Origin of the sequence: Butyricimonas hominis (assembly GCF_014287455.1) — a bacterium.
Classification (GTDB): Bacteria; Bacteroidota; Bacteroidia; order Bacteroidales; family Marinifilaceae; genus Butyricimonas; species Butyricimonas muris.
Genome location: NZ_JACOOH010000001.1, coordinates 545,606 through 564,352 on the forward strand (window position 1 = coordinate 545,606; position 18,747 = coordinate 564,352).

Sequence of the window (18,747 nt, forward strand, 5' to 3'; positions counted from 1 at the left end):
ACAAGCCTATGAAACTGAAAAATGCCCTATTCTTCGGAAAAAGATTGTTGACCGATTTCAACGAGAACAAGCATTTGGCTACTTGCACGGACAACAAAAGCACAGAACTGACTTATTATTATTTTCTTTTTGAAGAGGACAAAATCAACACGCGGGGCGGCAACCACCCGTTCCAATTTGATGAAGCGGGTATTCCCCTCGTGCACTCCTACATCGACGTGGTTGACGGAAAAGGATATTACTATTACCCAATCACCATCGGGCAATACGCTTTAGCCGTGTTTCATAGCTGGCTCAAAACACATGATAGCGAAAAGAAAGCCTATTTCCTCCGTTTTGCCGATTGGTTCATGCAGCAACGAGAGGAATCGCCCGAATTGGGTTGCTACTGGCTGACCGAAACCGCCAAACCGGAATACCGCGTCACCACCCCGTGGAAATCGGCATTCACCCAAAGCCGGGCTATCTCTATCCTCTTGCGGGCATGGCAAATGACACAAAACACGGAATACCTGCACGCGGCAACACTTGCCCTTATCCCTTTCACGAAAGATATATCCGAAGGCGGTGTTTCCGTTGACCGGGCAATCGGCGAAACGTTCTATGAAGAGTACACGGCCGCCTGCCCTACCCGCGTGTTGGACGGGCATATATTCTCGCTCTTCGGTCTACACGATTACATTCGTGCCGTCCCGGAAGAAGTGAATCCCGACGGGCATGCCCTCGCCCTCCATCTATTCAAGGAAGGTGTGGAAGGACTTATCCGCCAACTACCTAAATTCGACATGGGCTACTGGTCCCGCTTCAACCGCTGCGACCTGCCCGGTTACCCGCAAAACGACCCCTGCACTATCGGCTATCTCCGGCTGGTACGCCATCAATTGCTGGTACTCCACCAAATCACGGGTAAAGACGAATTACGCGCGTACAGTGAAAAATTCCGCCGATACGACAATATCCGGAATATCCTGAAAATGTATCGCCATAAATTCAAGGCTCTGAAAAAACTGAACAGGTTATAGCCCCATCCCTTGCTACCACTACATAATCCTTGCCCTACCTTATAAATAATGCAATAACATAGCATATACACAGCATAAACACTGATTTACGTTTATGCTACGTTCATGCTACGTCCATGATACGTTCATGAGGTAGAGCAAGGGTTAAGAATAGCCTGCCCAACCATAAAATAAGTATAGATATTCCGTATCTCTCATTTTTGTGTTACTTTTGTAAAAAATGCAACCGATGTCCAATTAATCAACAAAGAATATGTGCGGAATAGCCGGAATATTTGAACGCGACAAGGATAACAAAGAATTGATGTCGGAAATGCTGACCGCCATAAAACACCGCGGTCCGGATGACCAAGCCGTCTATGTCCACCGGGATTTTACTCTCGGGCATCGGCGCTTGTCCATTATCGACGTGACAACTTGCGGGAATCAACCCATATTCAACGAGGATAAAACGGTTTGCGTTATTTTCAACGGGGAAATATACAATTACGAGGAGATACGGGAAGAATTAAAAAATAAAGGACACGTGTTTTACACGGCTACCGACACGGAGGTGCTGGTTCACTTGTACGAGGAACACGGTACCGGGTTCTTCAATAAACTGAACGGTATTTTCGCTTTTGCCCTGCTGGACATGAAGAACGAGCGCTTGATTCTCGCACGGGATCATTTCGGGGTGAAACCGCTTCACTATTTTTTGAAAGACGGCGTACTGGTATTCGGCTCGGAGCAAAAATCCATTATCCTTCATCCCAAGTACGAGCGACAACTCAACCTGAAGGCCTTACACGTTCACTTGAACTTGCGGTACACGCAAGGCAACGAAACCCTGTTCGAGGGAATCAAACGTATCCCGCCGGCACATTATGCCGTGTTCGAGAAAGGGTTGTTCACGGTAAAACGTTACTGGCAATTGTCTGTCGATGTCGATCGCTCCATCACGGAAGACGAAGCAAAGGAGCGGATGAACGCGTTGATCAAACAGGCCGTGAAACGCCAGCTGGTGAGTGACGTCCCCGTGGGAGTATATCTTTCGGGAGGGTTGGATTCTTCCGCTATCGTGCAAAAGATGCATGAATTGGGAGTACCGGAAATCAACACGTTTACCATGGGATTCAACGAACCCACGGACGAATTTCCCGACGCGCAACAGATAGCGGATTACTTTCATACGAATCATCACACGTTGAGTCTGTCGATGAACCCGATGCAACAAATGCCACAAGTTATATGGCACGCGGAAGAACCGAAAATCAATTTGTTGCAGGGATTCAACATGTCGGCGTTCGTCCACCCCACGGTGAAAGTTGTACTGGGGGGATTAGGCGGGGACGAGCTATTTGCCGGGTACGATATTCACAAGTTCGTTTACCCGTTCAACCAATGGCACCGCCATATGCCGCGATGGATGCAACGCTTCGGACGTTGGAAATCGGATTTTATTTTCAAACTACAAAATAATTCCAAGTCTTTGCGGTATGACGAGTACCGACGGGGAGTGCAAATGCTTCTCTCGATCGGGGACGTGGAGCGCTTTTATCTCATCCTCCGTAACGCGTGGGATTACGACATGCCATTCTACAAGAATATTTACTCGGAGAAGTTTTTGCATCAACACCAAGCGGAACTTATTCCGGTTCACAAGGAGTTCGATAAAATTTTCAACGACGTGAAGAACGAGAACGCGCTAAATCAAGTGCTATACACGGAGTTCCAGTCCAAAATGGTGAATGATTACCTGCTCACGGACGACCGGATGTCAATGGCTCATTCCGTGGAAGAACGGGTGCCTTTCCTCGACCGGGAGCTGGTGGATTTCGGGTTCTCTCTGCCCGTGGAACTGAAAATCAAGAATAACCAGACGAAGTATCTGTTCCGGGAAGCCATGAAACCTTATCTGCCGCCCAAAATCATCACCAAGAAGAAATGGGGATTCACGGTGAACCCGTATCTCCAGTTCAAGAAGGATTTGAAGGATACCGCCGAAAAGATTCTGACGAAGGAATACATCGAAAAACAAGGTATATTCAATTACGAATATATCCGGTATATCTTGGATTACCCGGCTCACCCGAAACTCCGGTGGCACTATAATTTCATTTGGATTATCCTAGGACTCGCGATTTGGGAACAGCAATTTATCTATAAACGGGTGGAAGATAATATTGAGGCTTATTATTAAAGGGAAAATGTATGAAATATTCTATTATCATAGCCGTTTACAACCGATTGGATGAAGTGAAAGAACTTCTCGATAGTGCCGAAAGAATGGAAGGTGATCGGGAACTTTTTGAATTTCTTTTCGTGGATGACGGTTCGAAAGACGGTTTTCGGGAATTTATAGAGCAATACCGTTCGGCAAGCGGTTTGCAGATTCGTGCCGTCTACCAAAAGAATCAAGGTCCGGGAGCCGCAAGAAATCACGGGATGCGGGAAGCCAAAGGAGATTATTTTATCTTCGTGGATTCGGATTGCATGTTTCCCCCCCATTGGCTACGTGAAATAGAGAAAGTACAAAACGAACACCATTACGACGCTTTCGGCGGACCCGACACGTGTCATCCCTCTTTCTCCCCTCTGTTAAAAGCGATCAATTATTCCATGACTTCTTTTATCGGCACGGGCGGCACGCGAGGAAATAAAAAACATGTCGGACGTTTCTATCCCCGGAGTTTTAACATGGGCATATCCCGCGAAGTCCATGACACGATTGGAGAGATGGGAGGTCTTCGCCACGGGCAAGACATGGATTACTCGATGCGTATATACAATGCCGGATTCAATGTAGGACTTATTCCTGATGCTTACGTTTACCACAAGCGACGGACAAGCATCCCGAAATTCTTCCGCCAGATATTCAACTGGGGAGTGGCACGTATCAACCTCTCCCGTCGTCACCCGCACACGTTGAAAGTGGTGCATTTGTTACCCGCAATCCTTATCCTCGGTCTGTTCGGGTTAGCCATTGTGACCTGTTTCACGGGGCTAATATTCCCGACGCATGTCCTGTGGAGCATTGTCGGTTGCGGACTGCTGGCGGTTTGCCTGCTGGCTTTCCTTCAATCTTTGGGAAAGTATCACAGTCTCGCGGTTGCCTTCTTGTCAATCATCACGCTGTTGATTCAAGTGTTCGCATACGGATTCGGGCTTCTGTGGGGAGGGTGGAATGCCTTGTTGGGCAAAGAGGTGAGGGGATTTTCAAAGAATTATTACGGAAATAAAAAGTAAGACATGAAAATAGGTGTCATATTAGATAAAGAGATCACGAGAGATCAACGGGTACTGAACGAGATCAAGGTTTTGGAAAATCACGGGCACGAGATACACGTTCTCTGTCCGGATTTGCTGAATATCGGACTATCGGGGACTATCGGCAAAACTAAAATCACACGCTTCAAGATGTCAAACAGGCAAAGAGAAATCCTGTTCGGAATCGTGAACCGTTTCCCGCTATACAACTGGATATGGCAAAAACAAATCCGCCGTTTCATAAAAAATACCGGGGTAGAAGCCTTACACACGCATGATTTGTACATGGCAAAACCCGTGTACACGGGCAGCCGCGAATACCGGCTCCCGATCACTCTCGACTTGCACGAGAACTTCCCGGCAGCGATACAATCCTACACGTGGGCAACGACTTTCCCGAAGAGTTTGCTCGTGGTTCCCAAACGCTGGGAAAAACTGGAAAAAAGATACCTTGAATATGCCGACAACATCGTCGTGTTGTGTCATAGCTTTCAAGAAGAGTTAAAACAAAAATACCCGTCACTCGCGGGAAAACGCTTCGTTATTTATCCCAACGTGCCGGACACGGAGGAACTTTTAAAACACGATACCGCTCCCGAAACAGTTGCCAAACAAGATTTTATCATGTTCTATTTCGGGGCTATCGGTGTACGCCGCGGATTGATTACCTGTTTTAAAGCGTTAAAGGAACTTGCCCCGAAATACCCGGATATAAAACTATTGCTTATCGGCCCTATTGACAAAGGGGATAAAGAAGTATTCAAGACCTATATGAATGATCCTCAAATAAAAGAGCAAATCATTTACCACAAATGGAAGGATCTGTCCGAGTTTCCCGTTTTTGCCCGCCAATCCGCTATCGGGTTATCCCCTTTAATCAAGAATCCGCAACATGATTCCGGTATTGCCAACAAGGTTTACCAATACATGCTGTTTGAAACTCCCGTACTGGTGTCGGATTGTACCCCCCAGTTGGAATTAATCGAAGAAACCGGAGGCGGAATGGTATTCCGGAACGAAGACGTGGGCGACCTCACGGAAAAAATCATCTATCTCTATCAACACCCGGAAGAACGGAAACGCATGGGAGAGAACGGGAAGAAAGCCGTGTTGGAGAAATACAACTCGGTAGTGGCAGGCAACACGTTGAATACGATATACTAACGATCTAAGAAAGACAACCAAAGTTTGCGCACATTCGAGAGAAAATGATGATTCCAATGCTCGGGGTGAGTCAATAACAGGATCACGGAATCACCTTGCTCGATAGCCTCGACAGGGGATTTACCGTATCGCCAGACAGAAGCGTCGGTCACCGAGGCATCCGATATGTAGGTCGTGATTCTTTCCCTCAAAGCTTCGTCGTAAGCCTCGAAAAGGATATCATGCTCTTTTTTGAACGTATCGTCCACGAGAATATGATTCGGGACGCCCAGTTTCCTGTTCCAAGCCGCACCGTGGGAACAGAGAGAGGTCATGGAACCGAAACTCTTTCTAAATTCTTGGATTTCCCCGGCTAATTGTTGTTGACAGGAGAGAAGGATTTCGGAAGAAATCTCTTTTTTGTCTTTCAATTGCAAGTATCTCATCTTCAAGGCCAACGTTTCGTAATGCAGTCCAACATCGAACCCTTCACGAAGCATTCGTTTCACGAGAGAGGATTTCATGGTTAAATGCCGGAAATAATAAGAGGCATGAACTCCTAAACGCCTTTCCACCTCGAACATCCTTTCCGCCCCGCGGGAATCTATATCCACATCGTGACGAAGCAAGAGAACATGCCCCGACGGATAATCTTCCCGCACCCATTCAAGTAACGACATTACCCGATAGCCGTTCTCCAAAGCCCGTTTCAAAAGAGCTTCATACTCCCCTATCCGGTCTTTCTGCCGAAATAACTTATGATATATTCTTTTCCAGCGGTTCATCGGTTTATCCATGTCACTTTAGTCGGTTCAAAATGGAAACGTTTTTTAAATAAAGCTAACCCTCGGGAATTTCCCCAATAAGAGTCATAAATGATATACCTTACATCGTCCCGCTCAAAGCAACGCTGCACGACTTCCAAAAGCAAGAAATACACAACCCCTGCTTTCAGATAAGCGCCATGCCCCAATATATTATTTATAAATATCGTTTCGCCCAAATGCAATGTACGGATATACCCGACCAGTTTATCATCCATAAACACCCCGTACACGTCCATCCCCTCGCCCCGGGTAATATTTCCCCGCTGCAAATATTCTTGTTTTATCTCTTTTCCCTGCCGTACTTCCAATGAAGTGTTCACTTCAAAAATCTCATTCTCGAATAACTCCGGTTCAATAGACCGAAATTCAGCCCCTTTCTTGTGCGCCTGCTGATGAAAATACTTGACCGAGTTCTTGCCTTTCACCGTTTCGTAATACGCGGCGAAATCGTTATGATATTTACTTTTATCCAACAAGGCTATAGCTATTCTCTTACGAGGCACTAAAAATAAAAATTTAGCCTTTCGTTTACTAAATTCCCTACTCAATCGCCCGGCAACAACAGTCTTTCCCAGATTAACTGTTTTACGGGGCATAGAGGTCAAAGAAGACCAATAATATCCCAACATCAATTTCCAATTATCCCACATCCCCGTGATTCTTTGAAGTTCCACGTCATCGTAAAATTTCCATGCATAGAGCATAAAAGGATACGCGACCAACAACCCGATCTTGATAATGAAAGCAATCCATATATTCAACGGAGCCGTCAAAACGCTCAGAAGATAGATTGCCGTACCAACCGCAAGAACTTTTCCCAACTTACCCAACTCGTAGGGTATCGGATAAGCCTTTTGCGCGAAATAGTAGGGTATGCCCCAAGAAATTATTTGCGCCACCAAGGTTGCCAATGCAGCCCCGTACATTCCCATCGCGGGGATCAAAAGTATATTCAATCCCAGATTTATAAACGTGATCAAGATGATCGAGGAACTGATAATTTTTGTCCGTTTCGTGATTTGTAAACCGATAACGGAAGCATCCCGCAACATACCGAAGAATATCCCGAAAGTGATAAAAGGAACGATATACACGGAAGCATAATACGCAGGATTAGACGCCACCAAGGCAATCAATTCTCTGGATAATAAACTTAACCCCAAAACACAATACATTCCTCCGAAAGAGAGATAAGTAAATATCTTTGAATAAAAACGTCGATTGTTCGGGTCGTTTATTTTTTTCATCATCAAGGGCGTCAGTGCCAATTGAACGGAAGCAACGATGAATATTTTCAACGTGTTACCGATTTTATAACCGAATGCATAAAAGGCAACATCATCCATCCCTTTCATGTAATTCAGCATATATTTATCGAAAACGGTCAATAAACCGCCCACGATAGCGGGGAACATCAACGGGTAGCTATACGAAAGAATTTGCTTAATAGCCGCAAATTCCAATTTCAAGGCTGAATTTTTTATAATAAAAGGCAACAGGAGTAATATTTGGAATATAGCCCCGATCACTTGCGCCTCGTACACCCCGGTAATTCCCTTTTGCCGCCCCACGATAAAATAAACAGTTACACCCAAGGTAACGACCAATTTCAAAATATTGACTACCGAGAACTGCACGGAACGGCTTTTCAACCGCAACAGATCCAACACCGGTGCCACTATCGCGGATAAAACGGAATACACCAACAGCAAATTGAACACGTAAGGCAATTGTTCAAACGACTCCATTTTCTCCCCTGCCAACAACAACCCCTCTATAGAATCCCGGAATCCCCACAGGATCATACCCATCCCCACAGCTGCCACCGTGGTCATCAGCATTATCGTGAAGAACAGACTTTTCTGACGTTCCGCATACTCCTTATCCCAATACCAACGCACGAGCCCGGCATAAAAAGCCAATCCCATGGCGGCAACCAATACTTGGGACGTTACGTCCAGAAGGCTCAGCATCCCGTAATCGACGGGAGAAAAGAATTTTTCGTTCGTGTACAACGGAATCAGAATAAAACCGACCAACTTGGAAGCAAAGTTTCCAACGCCATACACGACGGTATGCTTCATGGTCTGTTTTATATCTCCGAACATCTTTTACGCTAAAATATAAACTTATCTATACACGAAATATTTCTCAAACGGGAACAAAGATACTCATACCTGCTGATATAAAGCAATCATGGTGTCAACATTTTTCTGCCAATCATACATTTTCTCCACTCGTTCCCGACCGCTTGTTCCTAAAGCAAGTCGCAACCTGTCGTCCAGAAAAAGACGTTCCATGGCTTCCGCTGCAGCGGCGACATTCTCCCTAGGCACAATCAACCCGTTTATTCCGTCTTCCACAATTTCCACGAATCCCGGGGCATCGGACACGATCACGGGACATTGGCATGCCATGGCTTCCACTATCGCGACTCCAAAACTCTCACTTCTCGAAAGAGCTACAAATACATCAAAATCATTTAATATTATCGGCAATTCATGATTCGGTACACGCCCCTCAAAAATGATATCATCTCCTACTCCCGAATCTTCTGCCTGTTTTTCAAGTTTTCCTCTCAAACTTCCATCCCCGACAACACGCAACTTCATGCTTGTTTCAGCATATTTCTTCCGGAACAAAGCGAAAGCATCGATAAGTACATCAATCCCGTAACCATACTCCAACGTCTTCACAATCCCCACGGTGAATACCCCGTCGGGCTTTTTCTCCAACTGCCGGAATAAACTGACGTCCACTCCAAAAGGAGTGATCTCTATCTTCCGAGATGTATATTTCCGGGTTTCTTCTGCCATCACGTGACTCGTTGACAGAATGTGATCCGTCCGTTTCAATATAAAACGGATTATTCGTTTCCGAATACCGCTTTTCGAGGGGTAGACAAAAATATCCGTTCCCCAGACAGACACCAAGAGAGGATGAAATCCGGACAAAACCCCGAACAAACCGTTATCACTGATGCAATGGGAATGTACCAAATCCGGTTTGTAAGCACGAATCTGTCGCTTGATATCCCAAACCAAAGGGATATAGTACCAGAATAGCTTAAACAAGAAAAACGATTTTATCCCCCGTGCATTTCTTTCCTTGGTAAAGCCACGCACCTCCGCATTCTCCATGTTTTTATAAAACCCCTCTTCCTTGTAAGGCCTAAAACTATATAGTAATATATTTATTCCTCTATCGGATAACGACTTCACCCATTTTTGGGTATGCACGGCAACCGGATTAGCCAACATAAAAACTTTCATAACTCTCTTGTATTTTTAGAGAAAAAATAAAAATCTAAAAATACAAATAATTTATCTACCGCCTAATCCAAGGCATACATTTTTCAAGAAACACGAATGTCATCGTCCCACCAAGACCATCCCCTTCTCACAATTTTTAAATACATTCCTCTATTTTGATAATTATATTTTTTACTTTCGCGAGAAATCGAATACATTAAAACACAAAAACATGAAGATGTCGAAGCTCAAATCGTTTTATCCTTATCTTGTAGCTTTTATCCTATTTATCGTTATTGCCTACGCTTACTTTCCGGCTTTATTCGAGGGCAAAATAGTAATGCAATCGGATATTTCCTCGTGGCGAGGGGCGGCGAACGAGATTATACAGTTTCGGGAACAAACAGGAGAAGAGCCGTTGTGGACAAACTCCATGTTCAGCGGGATGCCAACCACAATGATCTCCACGGAATATAAAGGCAATTACTTGAAAAACGTGTATGACGGTCTGTTCGTGGGACCTCGCCCTGCCAGCTATCTGATTTTAGGGCTTGTCAGTTTCTACCTGTTATTACTGGCTTTCGGGGTAAACCCGTGGTTATCTATCGTGGGTGCTCTCGCTTTTGGTTTCTGCTCGTACAATTTCCAAATTCTTCAAGTAGGACATAACGCGAAGATGGTGGCAATATCATTAATGCCAATGGTCTTGGCTTCTGTCGTTTTCGCCTTCCGAAAGAATCGGTGGTTGGGGGCGGTATTCTTCGGGATAACACTTGCTTTCCAAATCATGGCGAATCACCCGCAAATCACGTATTATCTCGCTTTTATCGTTTTATTCTACGGAATAGCACAATTATACAAAGCCGTCAAGGCAAAGGCACTTCCCGCCTTTTTAAAAACTGTCACGTTACTCGTGGTAGCGGTTCTATTCGCGGCAGCCACAAATATAAATCACTTGTGGCCGACGTGGGAATATAGCAAGTACACGATGCGAGGCGGGTCGGAATTGACCTTGAACCAAAATAGCCAAACCAAAGGCGGGTTGGATAAAGAATACGCCACCGCATGGAGTTACGGGATTGACGAAACCCTCAATCTGATGATACCGAACTTCAAGGGTGGAGCTTCCGGCGGAGCGTTAGACAAAAATTCGGAAACATACAAATTCCTGAATAGCCAAGGAGCGTCGAATGCCGATCAAATCATTCAACAATTACCCTTGTATTGGGGCGAACAGGCATTCACGGCGGGACCTATGTACATGGGAGCTATCGCCATTTTCCTTTTCGTGTTGGGACTCGTGTTAATCAAAGGACCCATGAAGTGGTGGATAGTGGGAATTTCTTTACTGGCTCTCTTCTTGGGCTGGGGACGGAATTTCATGTTCCTGTCGAGTTTCTTCTATGACTACATCCCGTTATACAACAAATTCCGGGTGCCGTCCATGATGTTGATCGTGTTGCAGTTGACCATTCCTTTGCTGGGGATATATACCTTGAACAAAATTCTTAACGGGGAATACGAGAAAAAGACTCTGATCAAAGGATTAAAAATAGCCGTAGGAGTTACCGGTGGTATTTGCGCCTTGTTCGCGTTATTACCCGGTTTAGCCGGAAGTTTCGTTTCACCGGCAGACAGTCAATACCCGGATTGGCTCAGACAATATTTACCCCAAGACCGGGAATCCCTGCTTCGCTCGGACGCATTCCGTTCTTTGGTATTTATCTTATTGGCGGGCGTCGTTATTTGGGCATGGATGATTCAGAAAATCAAAAGCACTCATGTCGTGTTCGTCATGGGACTATTGATTCTTGCCGATATGTGGACCGTGGATAAACGTTACCTCAATAACGACCACTTTGTAAAACAACGGGAGTTTAACAATCAATACCAACCTCGTCCGGTGGATCAAGCCATCCTTGCAGATAAAGACCCGAATTATCGGGTACTGGATATATCCGTGAACACGTTCAATGATTCGCATACCAGTTATCATCACAAGACGATCGGGGGATACAGTGCCGCCAAGTTACAGCGTTACCAAGATATTATTGATTATTTCATCTATCCCGAGATGCAAAGTATCGGTAAAACGCTGGAAAGTTCTCCAACACTCTCTGCCATGGAAGAAAGTCTTTCCAAGCAAACCGTGTTGAATATGTTGAACACGAAATATGTCATCGTGCATGCCAATTCCGCCCCCGTCAACAATAAATACGCTTACGGGAACGCATGGTTTGTCAAGGATTATGAACTCGTGAACACGCCGGATGAAGAATTACTCGGGCTGAAACAAATAGACCCGAGAGAATCTGCCGTCATCAGCAAAGAGTTTGAATCCGTCATTCAAGATAAAGGTTTCAATTTTGACGAGAACGCCACGATACAATTGACCTCGTACGCCCCGAACAAATTGGAATACAAGACTTCCGCGGCAAACGAACAATTGGCCGTATTCAGTGAAATATATTATCCCAAAGGCTGGAATGTTTATATCGACGGTAACAAAACCGATCTTCTCAGGGCTGATTATATCTTACGTGCCGTCATAGTCCCCGCGGGAGAACATACCGTTACATTCGAATACAAACCGGAGTCTTATTACATGGGAGCCCGAATTTCAGCTATAAGTTCAAGTCTTCTTTTGTTAGCTTTGTTGGGCGGTATTATATTCTATATCATGCGGTATATGAAGAAAAAGAAGGATGAATAGGGTTTCTGCTTTGATATCACAAGCTGTGACATCAAAGAACTGGTCGCAAATTACGACCAGTTGACGACAACGATGAAACATAACTTGCAGTACCTTTTGCAATGAAATACCCAATAGATAACTTTATCAACCTCATTTCCGTATTTATACGGATGGCATAAAAATTGCTGAGTATTACGAAAATTAAATTTATATGAGAAAATATTACGGGATTCTTTTACTAGCACTTGGATTATTCAGTTCATGTGAGAAAGTAAGCAAGCTAAGTGACGACGCAGAAATTGTCTCTTTCTCAATTACTGAGCAAACAGAAGGGATCATATTAAACAAAGATGATATTACAATCAGTAATAATATAGTAACTATTCCCTTAGATTACGGGAGAAAATTATTTCCACTCACGATAAAGGCTAACATCAAATTTTCTTCAACTACAAACAAAGTCATTAGCGTGGATGAAAATCCGTTAAACTTGAAAGAAATCACATTCAATGACGTTTACACACCACAAACATTCTATCTCATTTCAGAGAGCGGCTTGCCTCACTTGGGACAAATCGTATTAAAAGACAAACCTAACGCTAACATCACTAACTTCCGAATCACAGAACCATCAGAAGGTGTGAGTGTTTCAATCCGGGATAACAACATTCGAATCACCTTCGAGAAAGAAATCGACTGGTCTGAAACGGAATCGGTAACGATCAAAGCTGACATCACCAAAACGGGAGAATACAAAGACGGCTCAGCTCCCTCCTCCTTTGTCTTCACGAATTCTAATGATAAAAAACAAATCACGTTGATTGCCGACAATGGAGACGAACGGGTTTGGAACGTGCTAATCGTTCCGAGCATCGAAAATTCTAAATTTGAAGACTGGATTAATATAGGAACTGGTAAAATAAATATCAATCCAAGACCCGGGAAAGGGCTCGGATGGGCTACAGCCAATAATTCTTTTGTACAAGGAACCACCCCTGTCGATAATCAGGACGGATACGCGGCACAAATGAAAACTGGCATTCAAAGATTAAGCGGTATCGGTATCGGCGAGTTAATAACAGCCGGGACAATATTTACCGGGTACTTCCAAATAAATGTTTCTTATTTAAACAATCCCCCGTTAATGACCTATTTCGGGATACCGTTTATCATGCGTCCGGAATCTATTTCTGTTGATGCCAAATATGAAGCTGGTGTAAAATTTCAACGCTCGGTAAAAGCAAACGAAAATTCTTCTTACAAATTAAAAGATACGATAGGAACCGACCAAGGACGTATTTGGGTTGAATTACTTCGTTGGGAAGGCAATGGAGAATTAGAATATCATGGAGATCCTGTCAATGGTCTAAAAGTGTTAGGAAAAGGAGAATTTATTTTCGACGGAGCGAATACAGCATTACGTAACTGGGACAATTATACGATCCCGATCAAATATGATAGTAAGTATAAAAATCTGGAACCGACACATATATCGATAGTAATGACCTCCAGTAGGCAGGGAGATCTGTTTATCGGGGCAGAAGGTAGTACCTTAACCGTCGATAACGTTGTTGTAAACTTTTAACCTGAAAAGAAAATGAAACTGATATACCTTTTACTTGTACCGTTATTTTGTACTTTAAATACCGTTGCCCAAGACAACAATCAATCAAAGACCAACACGACTTCAGTAGATACTGATGATCAAGTAGAATATCGATTCGCTCTTGGAGTTCAGCTAGGAACTGATATTGGCGGGGCTATCCCGTTTCCGTTCAGTAATGTTCCGGACGTGTTCAACCCCTATCCTAAACTTTCGCCATCATTGGGAGCAAAACTAACTTTCCCTGTAACAAAGAAATGGACATTAGGTGCAGAACTCACGTACAAAAAAGTGGCTATTGATGCTGACGCCCGTATTGATGACCAGAGATTTCATGACGATAAAAACAATATTATTTCCCGTTTTTGCGGCTCTGCCGAAATGTCAATGGATTTTACCATGCTGGAAGTTCCTCTTTATTTCAAATACACGTTTAGCAATCAAAAAGACCGTATTCTGGTTGGACTCTACGGGGCATGGATCATTAATGCCAAATTTCGAAATACGGTGACCAAAGGATACATGATGACCGATGATAAAGTCTATAACGGTTCTATTGACCCGAGCAATCCTTTGCATATTAACTTTAGCAATATTTTGGATAGCTGGGATATGGGTTTCATTGCCGGATACGAACGCCAACTATTTCCCCGTATCGAACTCGGGTTACGGTTTAGTTGCGGATTCAAAGATATATTCAAACCCAGCAATCAATATTTCGATTATAAAATGCTGCACATGAGAGGAAGTTTAGTCTTGAGTTACAATCTATTTAACATCAAGCCACCCAAATTGAATCCATTCAAATAACCATAAAATAAAAGGCCGCAACTCATCATTGCAGCCTTTTGTTTTATAAATTATCCACCAACTTATACAGTTTATCCGAACGCCTTAATTTCATCTCGCAAGGCATAGAGAATACGGCGCCTTTCTCTACCCGCTCCACGGGATCTAATTCAAGACGAAGTTCCGGAACAGTCATTTGTACCACTCCCGTACTTGGACCGACAATCATCACCTCATCGCCTACTTTCAAGTCGTATGATTCCAGTTTAAATTCTCCGACCTGCAATTTCGTGAAATAATTCGTGACTTTACCGATACATATTTTTTTCTTGGTGGCTTTCGAACCATATACTTCACTCCATTCTCCCAAACGTTGTCCAAGATAATAGCCATCCCAAAAACCGCGGTTAAACACCGAAGCCAGCCGTTCTTTCCACGCGGCTATCTTCTTCGCATCGTAACTTCCGTCCGTGTAGGCATCCAATGCTTCGCTATAGCACTCGCAAACCGTCTTCACGTACTCGGCAGAACGGGCACGCCCTTCAATTTTAAACACCCGCACACCCGCGTCAATCATCTTATTCACGAACCCGATAGTACATAAATCTTTCGGGGACATGATATACTTGCCATCCACCTCCAACTCGATATCGCTTTCGGTATCTTTCACCGTGTAGGAACGCCGGCAAATCTGGTAGCAAGCCCCCCGGTTGGCGGAGGCATTCATTTCATGAAGACTCAAGTAACATTTCCCGGAAACAGCCATACACAAGGCTCCATGAGCGAACATCTCGATCTGGATTAATTCTCCCTTGGGACCCCGCAAATCATTCTGCACGATTTGACGATGAATCGTCATCACTTGATCCATGTCCAACTCCCTAGCCAGCACGACAACATCGGCGAACTGCGCGTAAAACTTCACCGCCTCGTAATTCGTGATATTACATTGCGTGCTGATATGTACCTCTACCCCGACAGAACGAGCGTACATGATAGCCGCTATATCCGACGCGATAATGGCAGTTAATCCCGCCTCTTTCACGCAATCGATAATACGGTGCATCTTATCCAGTTCATTATTATATATAATCGTGTTCACCGTGAGATAAGTCTTCACCCCTCTCTCGCTACAACGTTCCGCTATATTTCGCAAATCATCCAGCGTGAAGTTAGCCGACGAACGGGAACGCATATTCAATCCCTCGACGCCGAAATAGACGGAATCAGCCCCCGCCTGTAATGCAGCTTCCAGTGATTCGTAGGAACCAACCGGTGCCATCACCTCAAAATCTTTCCTTTTCATATCGTTTCTTTAAGAAGACAAAAGTAATCCGCTTCATCGAGAATCTACCCATTTTAGATTTAAAATTTACAAAACACTTAATATTCATTGCAAATACCAAAAATTCACTCTATATTTAGCTGTGAGAAAAGAAAGTAATCTATCACGCTAAGACACGAACCATGATATTCAAGCCATACACCCTTAATCGACAACTTGTCACCAAGTTACAAGTATTATTCGCGAGTATGTTCCTTCTGGCAGGAACGCTTCCGACCATCGCGCAACACCATCACGAACAGACTAAAGACAGTACCGAAGATAATAAAGTCTACATGTTCGTCGAAGAAATGCCCGTTTTTCCCGGTAATCTGAATGCTTGGATATATAGCCACGTGCAATACCCGGAAGCCGCTAAAACCAAAGGTATAGAAGGCAAAGTGTACGTTCGTTTCATTATAGAGAAAGACGGAACGGTGAATGACGTGAAAATCATCCGGGGCGTATCCACCGAACTGGATAACGAGGCAAAAGAAGTGATTGCTTCCATGCCGAAATGGTATCCCGGCAAACAAAACAACACGCCCGTCCGAGTATATTATACCGTACCCGTCTATTTCGCCTTGAAAAGTACCGCTCCTAACGTGGAAAGACGCACTTTCGACAGGTATCTGAAAGCCCTTGAGGCAAACGAGGCGAAATTAAAACAAGGCACGGACACGGTGGCTTCCTCCTCCGCCGAAATGTACCGCCTGTACTTGAAAAAGCGTTACGGTTCGGACAAAGCCGCCTACAAAGGATTGGTTACTTCTGCCCGGGAACAACAACAATCTTCGGAAATCATGCTGAGCATCGTGATGCCTTCCCTCGCGCTGCCCGCGGAAGATAAAAACATGATTCTGAAATATTACAAGGAAGAGTGGGACGAGCAAATCAGACTGATAGACAGCCTCCCCGAGGAGAATTTTATCACACGATACGTGAATATCACCCCTCGTTTCCAAGAAAACAAAGTCATCCGGGAAATCAAAATACGGGATTACTTGGGATTAAAGAAATTCAAAAAGTACGTGGAAGAATGTATCTTCAGCCCCGGCAAGTTATTCCGAACGATTGTGGCTAACCCGCTTGCCGGCAAATGGGAAAAAATATCCGAGAATGGAATCGAAGTTAAGCACCCGATACAAAAGGAGTTCTATGACGATTTCTCGTTCCTGACGTCCGACGGAACGAAAGGCACCTACAAGATTACGACAGGGCAACTCATCGAATCTTCCCAATCCGTGAAGGTAAAAGATATCATAGAATATACCGCCACGTACCAGTTCGAGGCAAACAACCAGATTCTCGTACTCACGGGAGAAGCGAAATTAAAATTGGCAAACGGAACGTTGAAAAACGTACAGGTAAAGGAAACGTGGCGTAGGATAGAGTAAAAATACAGATTTTTTTATACCTTTGCTTGGTTCGTTATGAATATTAAATCAAACTAAAAAATATATGAACGAGGAAGTACAATTTTATCTCGACGAAGCAAAAGAGAGAATGGAATCCGCTCTGAATCACCTTGAATCCGAACTCAGTAAAATCAGAGCGGGAAGAGCCAACCCAAAAATCCTACAAGACGTGCTGGTTGACTATTATGGTAGTCCTACCCCGTTATCACAAGTAGCCAATATTTCGGCTCCCGACCCGAGAACCATTGCCGTTCAACCGTGGGAGAAAAGCATGATAGCCCCGATTGAAAAAGCTATTATGACCGCTAACCTCGGATTAAACCCGGATAACAACGGAGAAATGATCCGCATCAATATCCCGCAACTTACCGAGGAACGCAGACGCGACCTCGTGAAACAAAGCAAAGGTGAAGCCGAAACTGCCAAAGTAAGCGTTCGTAACGCCCGCCGGGACGTGATCGAGCAAGTAAAGAAAATGGTAAAAGACGGGCTTCCCGAAGATATGTCCAAAGATGCCGAAGCCATGGCTCAAAAAATGACCGATGAATACGGCAAAAAAATCGATGAGTATCTCGCCAAGAAAGAGAAAGACATTATGACAATTTGATGCTGGCATCAAAGATAAAAGTTAAAAGCTAAAAGTTTGATATACGAATCGTAACTTTTAGCTTTTAATTTATATTTTTTCCAAGTCTTCCGGAGTATCTATCCCGACCGATTCATGATCGGTAATACTTATCGCTATCGTGTACCCGTTCTCCAACCAACGTAATTGTTCCAACGACTCCGCTTGTTCAAGAACTCCTTGGGGGATAGAAGTTATCGCCTTCAAAATCTCCGGACGATAAGCATACATTCCGACATGCTTGTAATAAGGAGTCCGGGCAAGCCACCCGTCCCGTTCCACACCCCGGCAATAAGGAATCGGGTTCCGGCTAAAATAAAGAGCCGTATTCTTCACGGAGAACACCACCTTTACTTTATTCGGGTCAAAAACATCATCATTCCGTTCAAAAGGCTTCGCCAGAGTAGCAATCTGCACCGCCGGCTCTTCAAAACGGGAAATCAAAGACTCTATCTGTCGCGGGATAATAAACGGTTCATCCCCCTGCACGTTGACAACAACCCCGAAATTCCGGTTCAAAGCCTCATGCACCTTCACGTATGCCTCGTAACACCGGTCTGTTCCGCTACGATGCTCGGTAGAAGTCATCACCGCACGTCCCCCGAAGGCCGTCACGGCATCATAAATCCGTGCATCATCAGTCGCCACGTAAACATAGTCGGATACCGCTGTCGCTTTCTCGTAAACATGCTGCACCATGGGCTTTCCGGCAATCTCAACCAACGGCTTCCCCGGGAAACGGGTAGAAGCGTAACGAGCCGGAATCAATATCAATGAGTTTTCTCGAACATTCATAATCTA

At 44.4% G+C, this 18,747-nt stretch carries 14 protein-coding genes; 9 read left to right on the forward strand and 5 right to left on the reverse strand.

Annotated elements, in window-relative coordinates; genetic code table 11:
• The first annotated feature begins 8 nt into the window (after positions 1-8).
• From H8S64_RS02110 to H8S64_RS02125, 4 genes are all read left to right on the forward strand, one after another.
• Positions 9-1,022 (forward strand): D-glucuronyl C5-epimerase family protein, encoded by a 1,014-nt coding sequence (locus tag H8S64_RS02110; RefSeq protein ID WP_186974758.1) that lies wholly within the window; start codon positions 9-11, stop codon positions 1,020-1,022.
• A gap of 253 nt (positions 1,023-1,275) precedes the next feature.
• On the forward strand, positions 1,276-3,204 hold the full coding sequence (gene asnB / locus H8S64_RS02115) for an asparagine synthase (glutamine-hydrolyzing) (RefSeq protein WP_186974759.1): 1,929 nt from the start codon (positions 1,276-1,278) through the stop codon (positions 3,202-3,204).
• An 11-nt stretch (positions 3,205-3,215) separates the two neighbouring features.
• Complete coding sequence (locus tag H8S64_RS02120) at positions 3,216-4,250, forward strand: glycosyltransferase family 2 protein (protein WP_186974760.1); 1,035 nt, start codon at positions 3,216-3,218, stop codon at positions 4,248-4,250.
• Positions 4,251-4,253: 3 nt separating this feature from the next.
• The gene (locus H8S64_RS02125) at positions 4,254-5,435 is read left to right on the forward strand and encodes a glycosyltransferase family 4 protein (RefSeq protein WP_186974761.1); all 1,182 of its coding nucleotides are present in this window, start codon (positions 4,254-4,256) and stop codon (positions 5,433-5,435) included.
• On the opposite strand, the gene H8S64_RS02130 is transcribed toward H8S64_RS02125, so the two are convergent.
• The 3 genes from H8S64_RS02130 to H8S64_RS02140 all read right to left on the reverse strand — a co-directional run bounded on the left by H8S64_RS02130 (position 5,432) and on the right by H8S64_RS02140 (position 9,513).
• Complete coding sequence (locus H8S64_RS02130) at positions 5,432-6,211, reverse strand: hypothetical protein (protein ID WP_186974762.1); 780 nt, start codon at positions 6,209-6,211, stop codon at positions 5,432-5,434. The two genes, H8S64_RS02125 and H8S64_RS02130, sit on opposite strands and share 4 nt — an antisense overlap.
• Complete coding sequence (locus tag H8S64_RS02135) at positions 6,196-8,349, reverse strand: lipopolysaccharide biosynthesis protein (RefSeq protein ID WP_186974763.1); 2,154 nt, start codon at positions 8,347-8,349, stop codon at positions 6,196-6,198. Before H8S64_RS02135 ends, H8S64_RS02130 begins: the two co-directional genes overlap by 16 nt.
• Positions 8,350-8,412: 63 nt before the next feature.
• Positions 8,413-9,513, reverse strand: coding sequence for a glycosyltransferase (locus tag H8S64_RS02140; RefSeq protein ID WP_186974764.1), 1,101 nt, complete (start codon positions 9,511-9,513; stop codon positions 8,413-8,415).
• Between the two features lie 211 nt (positions 9,514-9,724).
• Here H8S64_RS02140 and H8S64_RS02145 point away from each other — a divergent pair, with 211 nt between their 5' ends.
• The 3 genes from H8S64_RS02145 to H8S64_RS02155 all read left to right on the forward strand — a co-directional run bounded on the left by H8S64_RS02145 (position 9,725) and on the right by H8S64_RS02155 (position 14,600).
• A complete protein-coding gene (locus H8S64_RS02145; RefSeq protein ID WP_186974765.1) occupies positions 9,725-12,205 on the forward strand; it encodes a YfhO family protein in 2,481 nt (826 codons plus the stop codon).
• Positions 12,206-12,398: 193 nt separating this feature from the next.
• Entirely contained in the window at positions 12,399-13,772 is a 1,374-nt protein-coding gene (locus H8S64_RS02150) for a PCMD domain-containing protein (protein WP_186974766.1), read from the forward strand.
• A gap of 12 nt (positions 13,773-13,784) precedes the next feature.
• Positions 13,785-14,600, forward strand: coding sequence for an outer membrane beta-barrel protein (locus H8S64_RS02155; protein WP_186974767.1), 816 nt, complete (start codon positions 13,785-13,787; stop codon positions 14,598-14,600).
• Positions 14,601-14,643: 43 nt separating this feature from the next.
• On the opposite strand, the gene H8S64_RS02160 is transcribed toward H8S64_RS02155, so the two are convergent.
• Positions 14,644-15,885, reverse strand: a complete 1,242-nt coding sequence (locus tag H8S64_RS02160) for a peptidase U32 family protein (protein WP_186974768.1) — start codon at positions 15,883-15,885, stop codon at positions 14,644-14,646.
• Positions 15,886-16,046: 161 nt separating this feature from the next.
• On the opposite strand from H8S64_RS02160, the gene H8S64_RS02165 reads away from it, so the two are divergent.
• Together H8S64_RS02165 and frr are read left to right on the forward strand one after the other, a co-directional pair.
• The gene (locus H8S64_RS02165; protein ID WP_186974769.1) at positions 16,047-17,300 is read left to right on the forward strand and encodes an energy transducer TonB; all 1,254 of its coding nucleotides are present in this window, start codon (positions 16,047-16,049) and stop codon (positions 17,298-17,300) included.
• A gap of 64 nt (positions 17,301-17,364) precedes the next feature.
• Entirely contained in the window at positions 17,365-17,928 is a 564-nt protein-coding gene (frr, locus tag H8S64_RS02170; RefSeq protein WP_099291177.1) for a ribosome recycling factor, read from the forward strand.
• A 69-nt stretch (positions 17,929-17,997) separates the two neighbouring features.
• Here the strand turns inward: frr and kdsB are convergent, their stop codons facing one another.
• Entirely contained in the window at positions 17,998-18,741 is a 744-nt protein-coding gene (gene kdsB, locus H8S64_RS02175) for a 3-deoxy-manno-octulosonate cytidylyltransferase (RefSeq protein WP_186974770.1), read from the reverse strand.
• Positions 18,742-18,747: the final 6 nt, after the last annotated feature.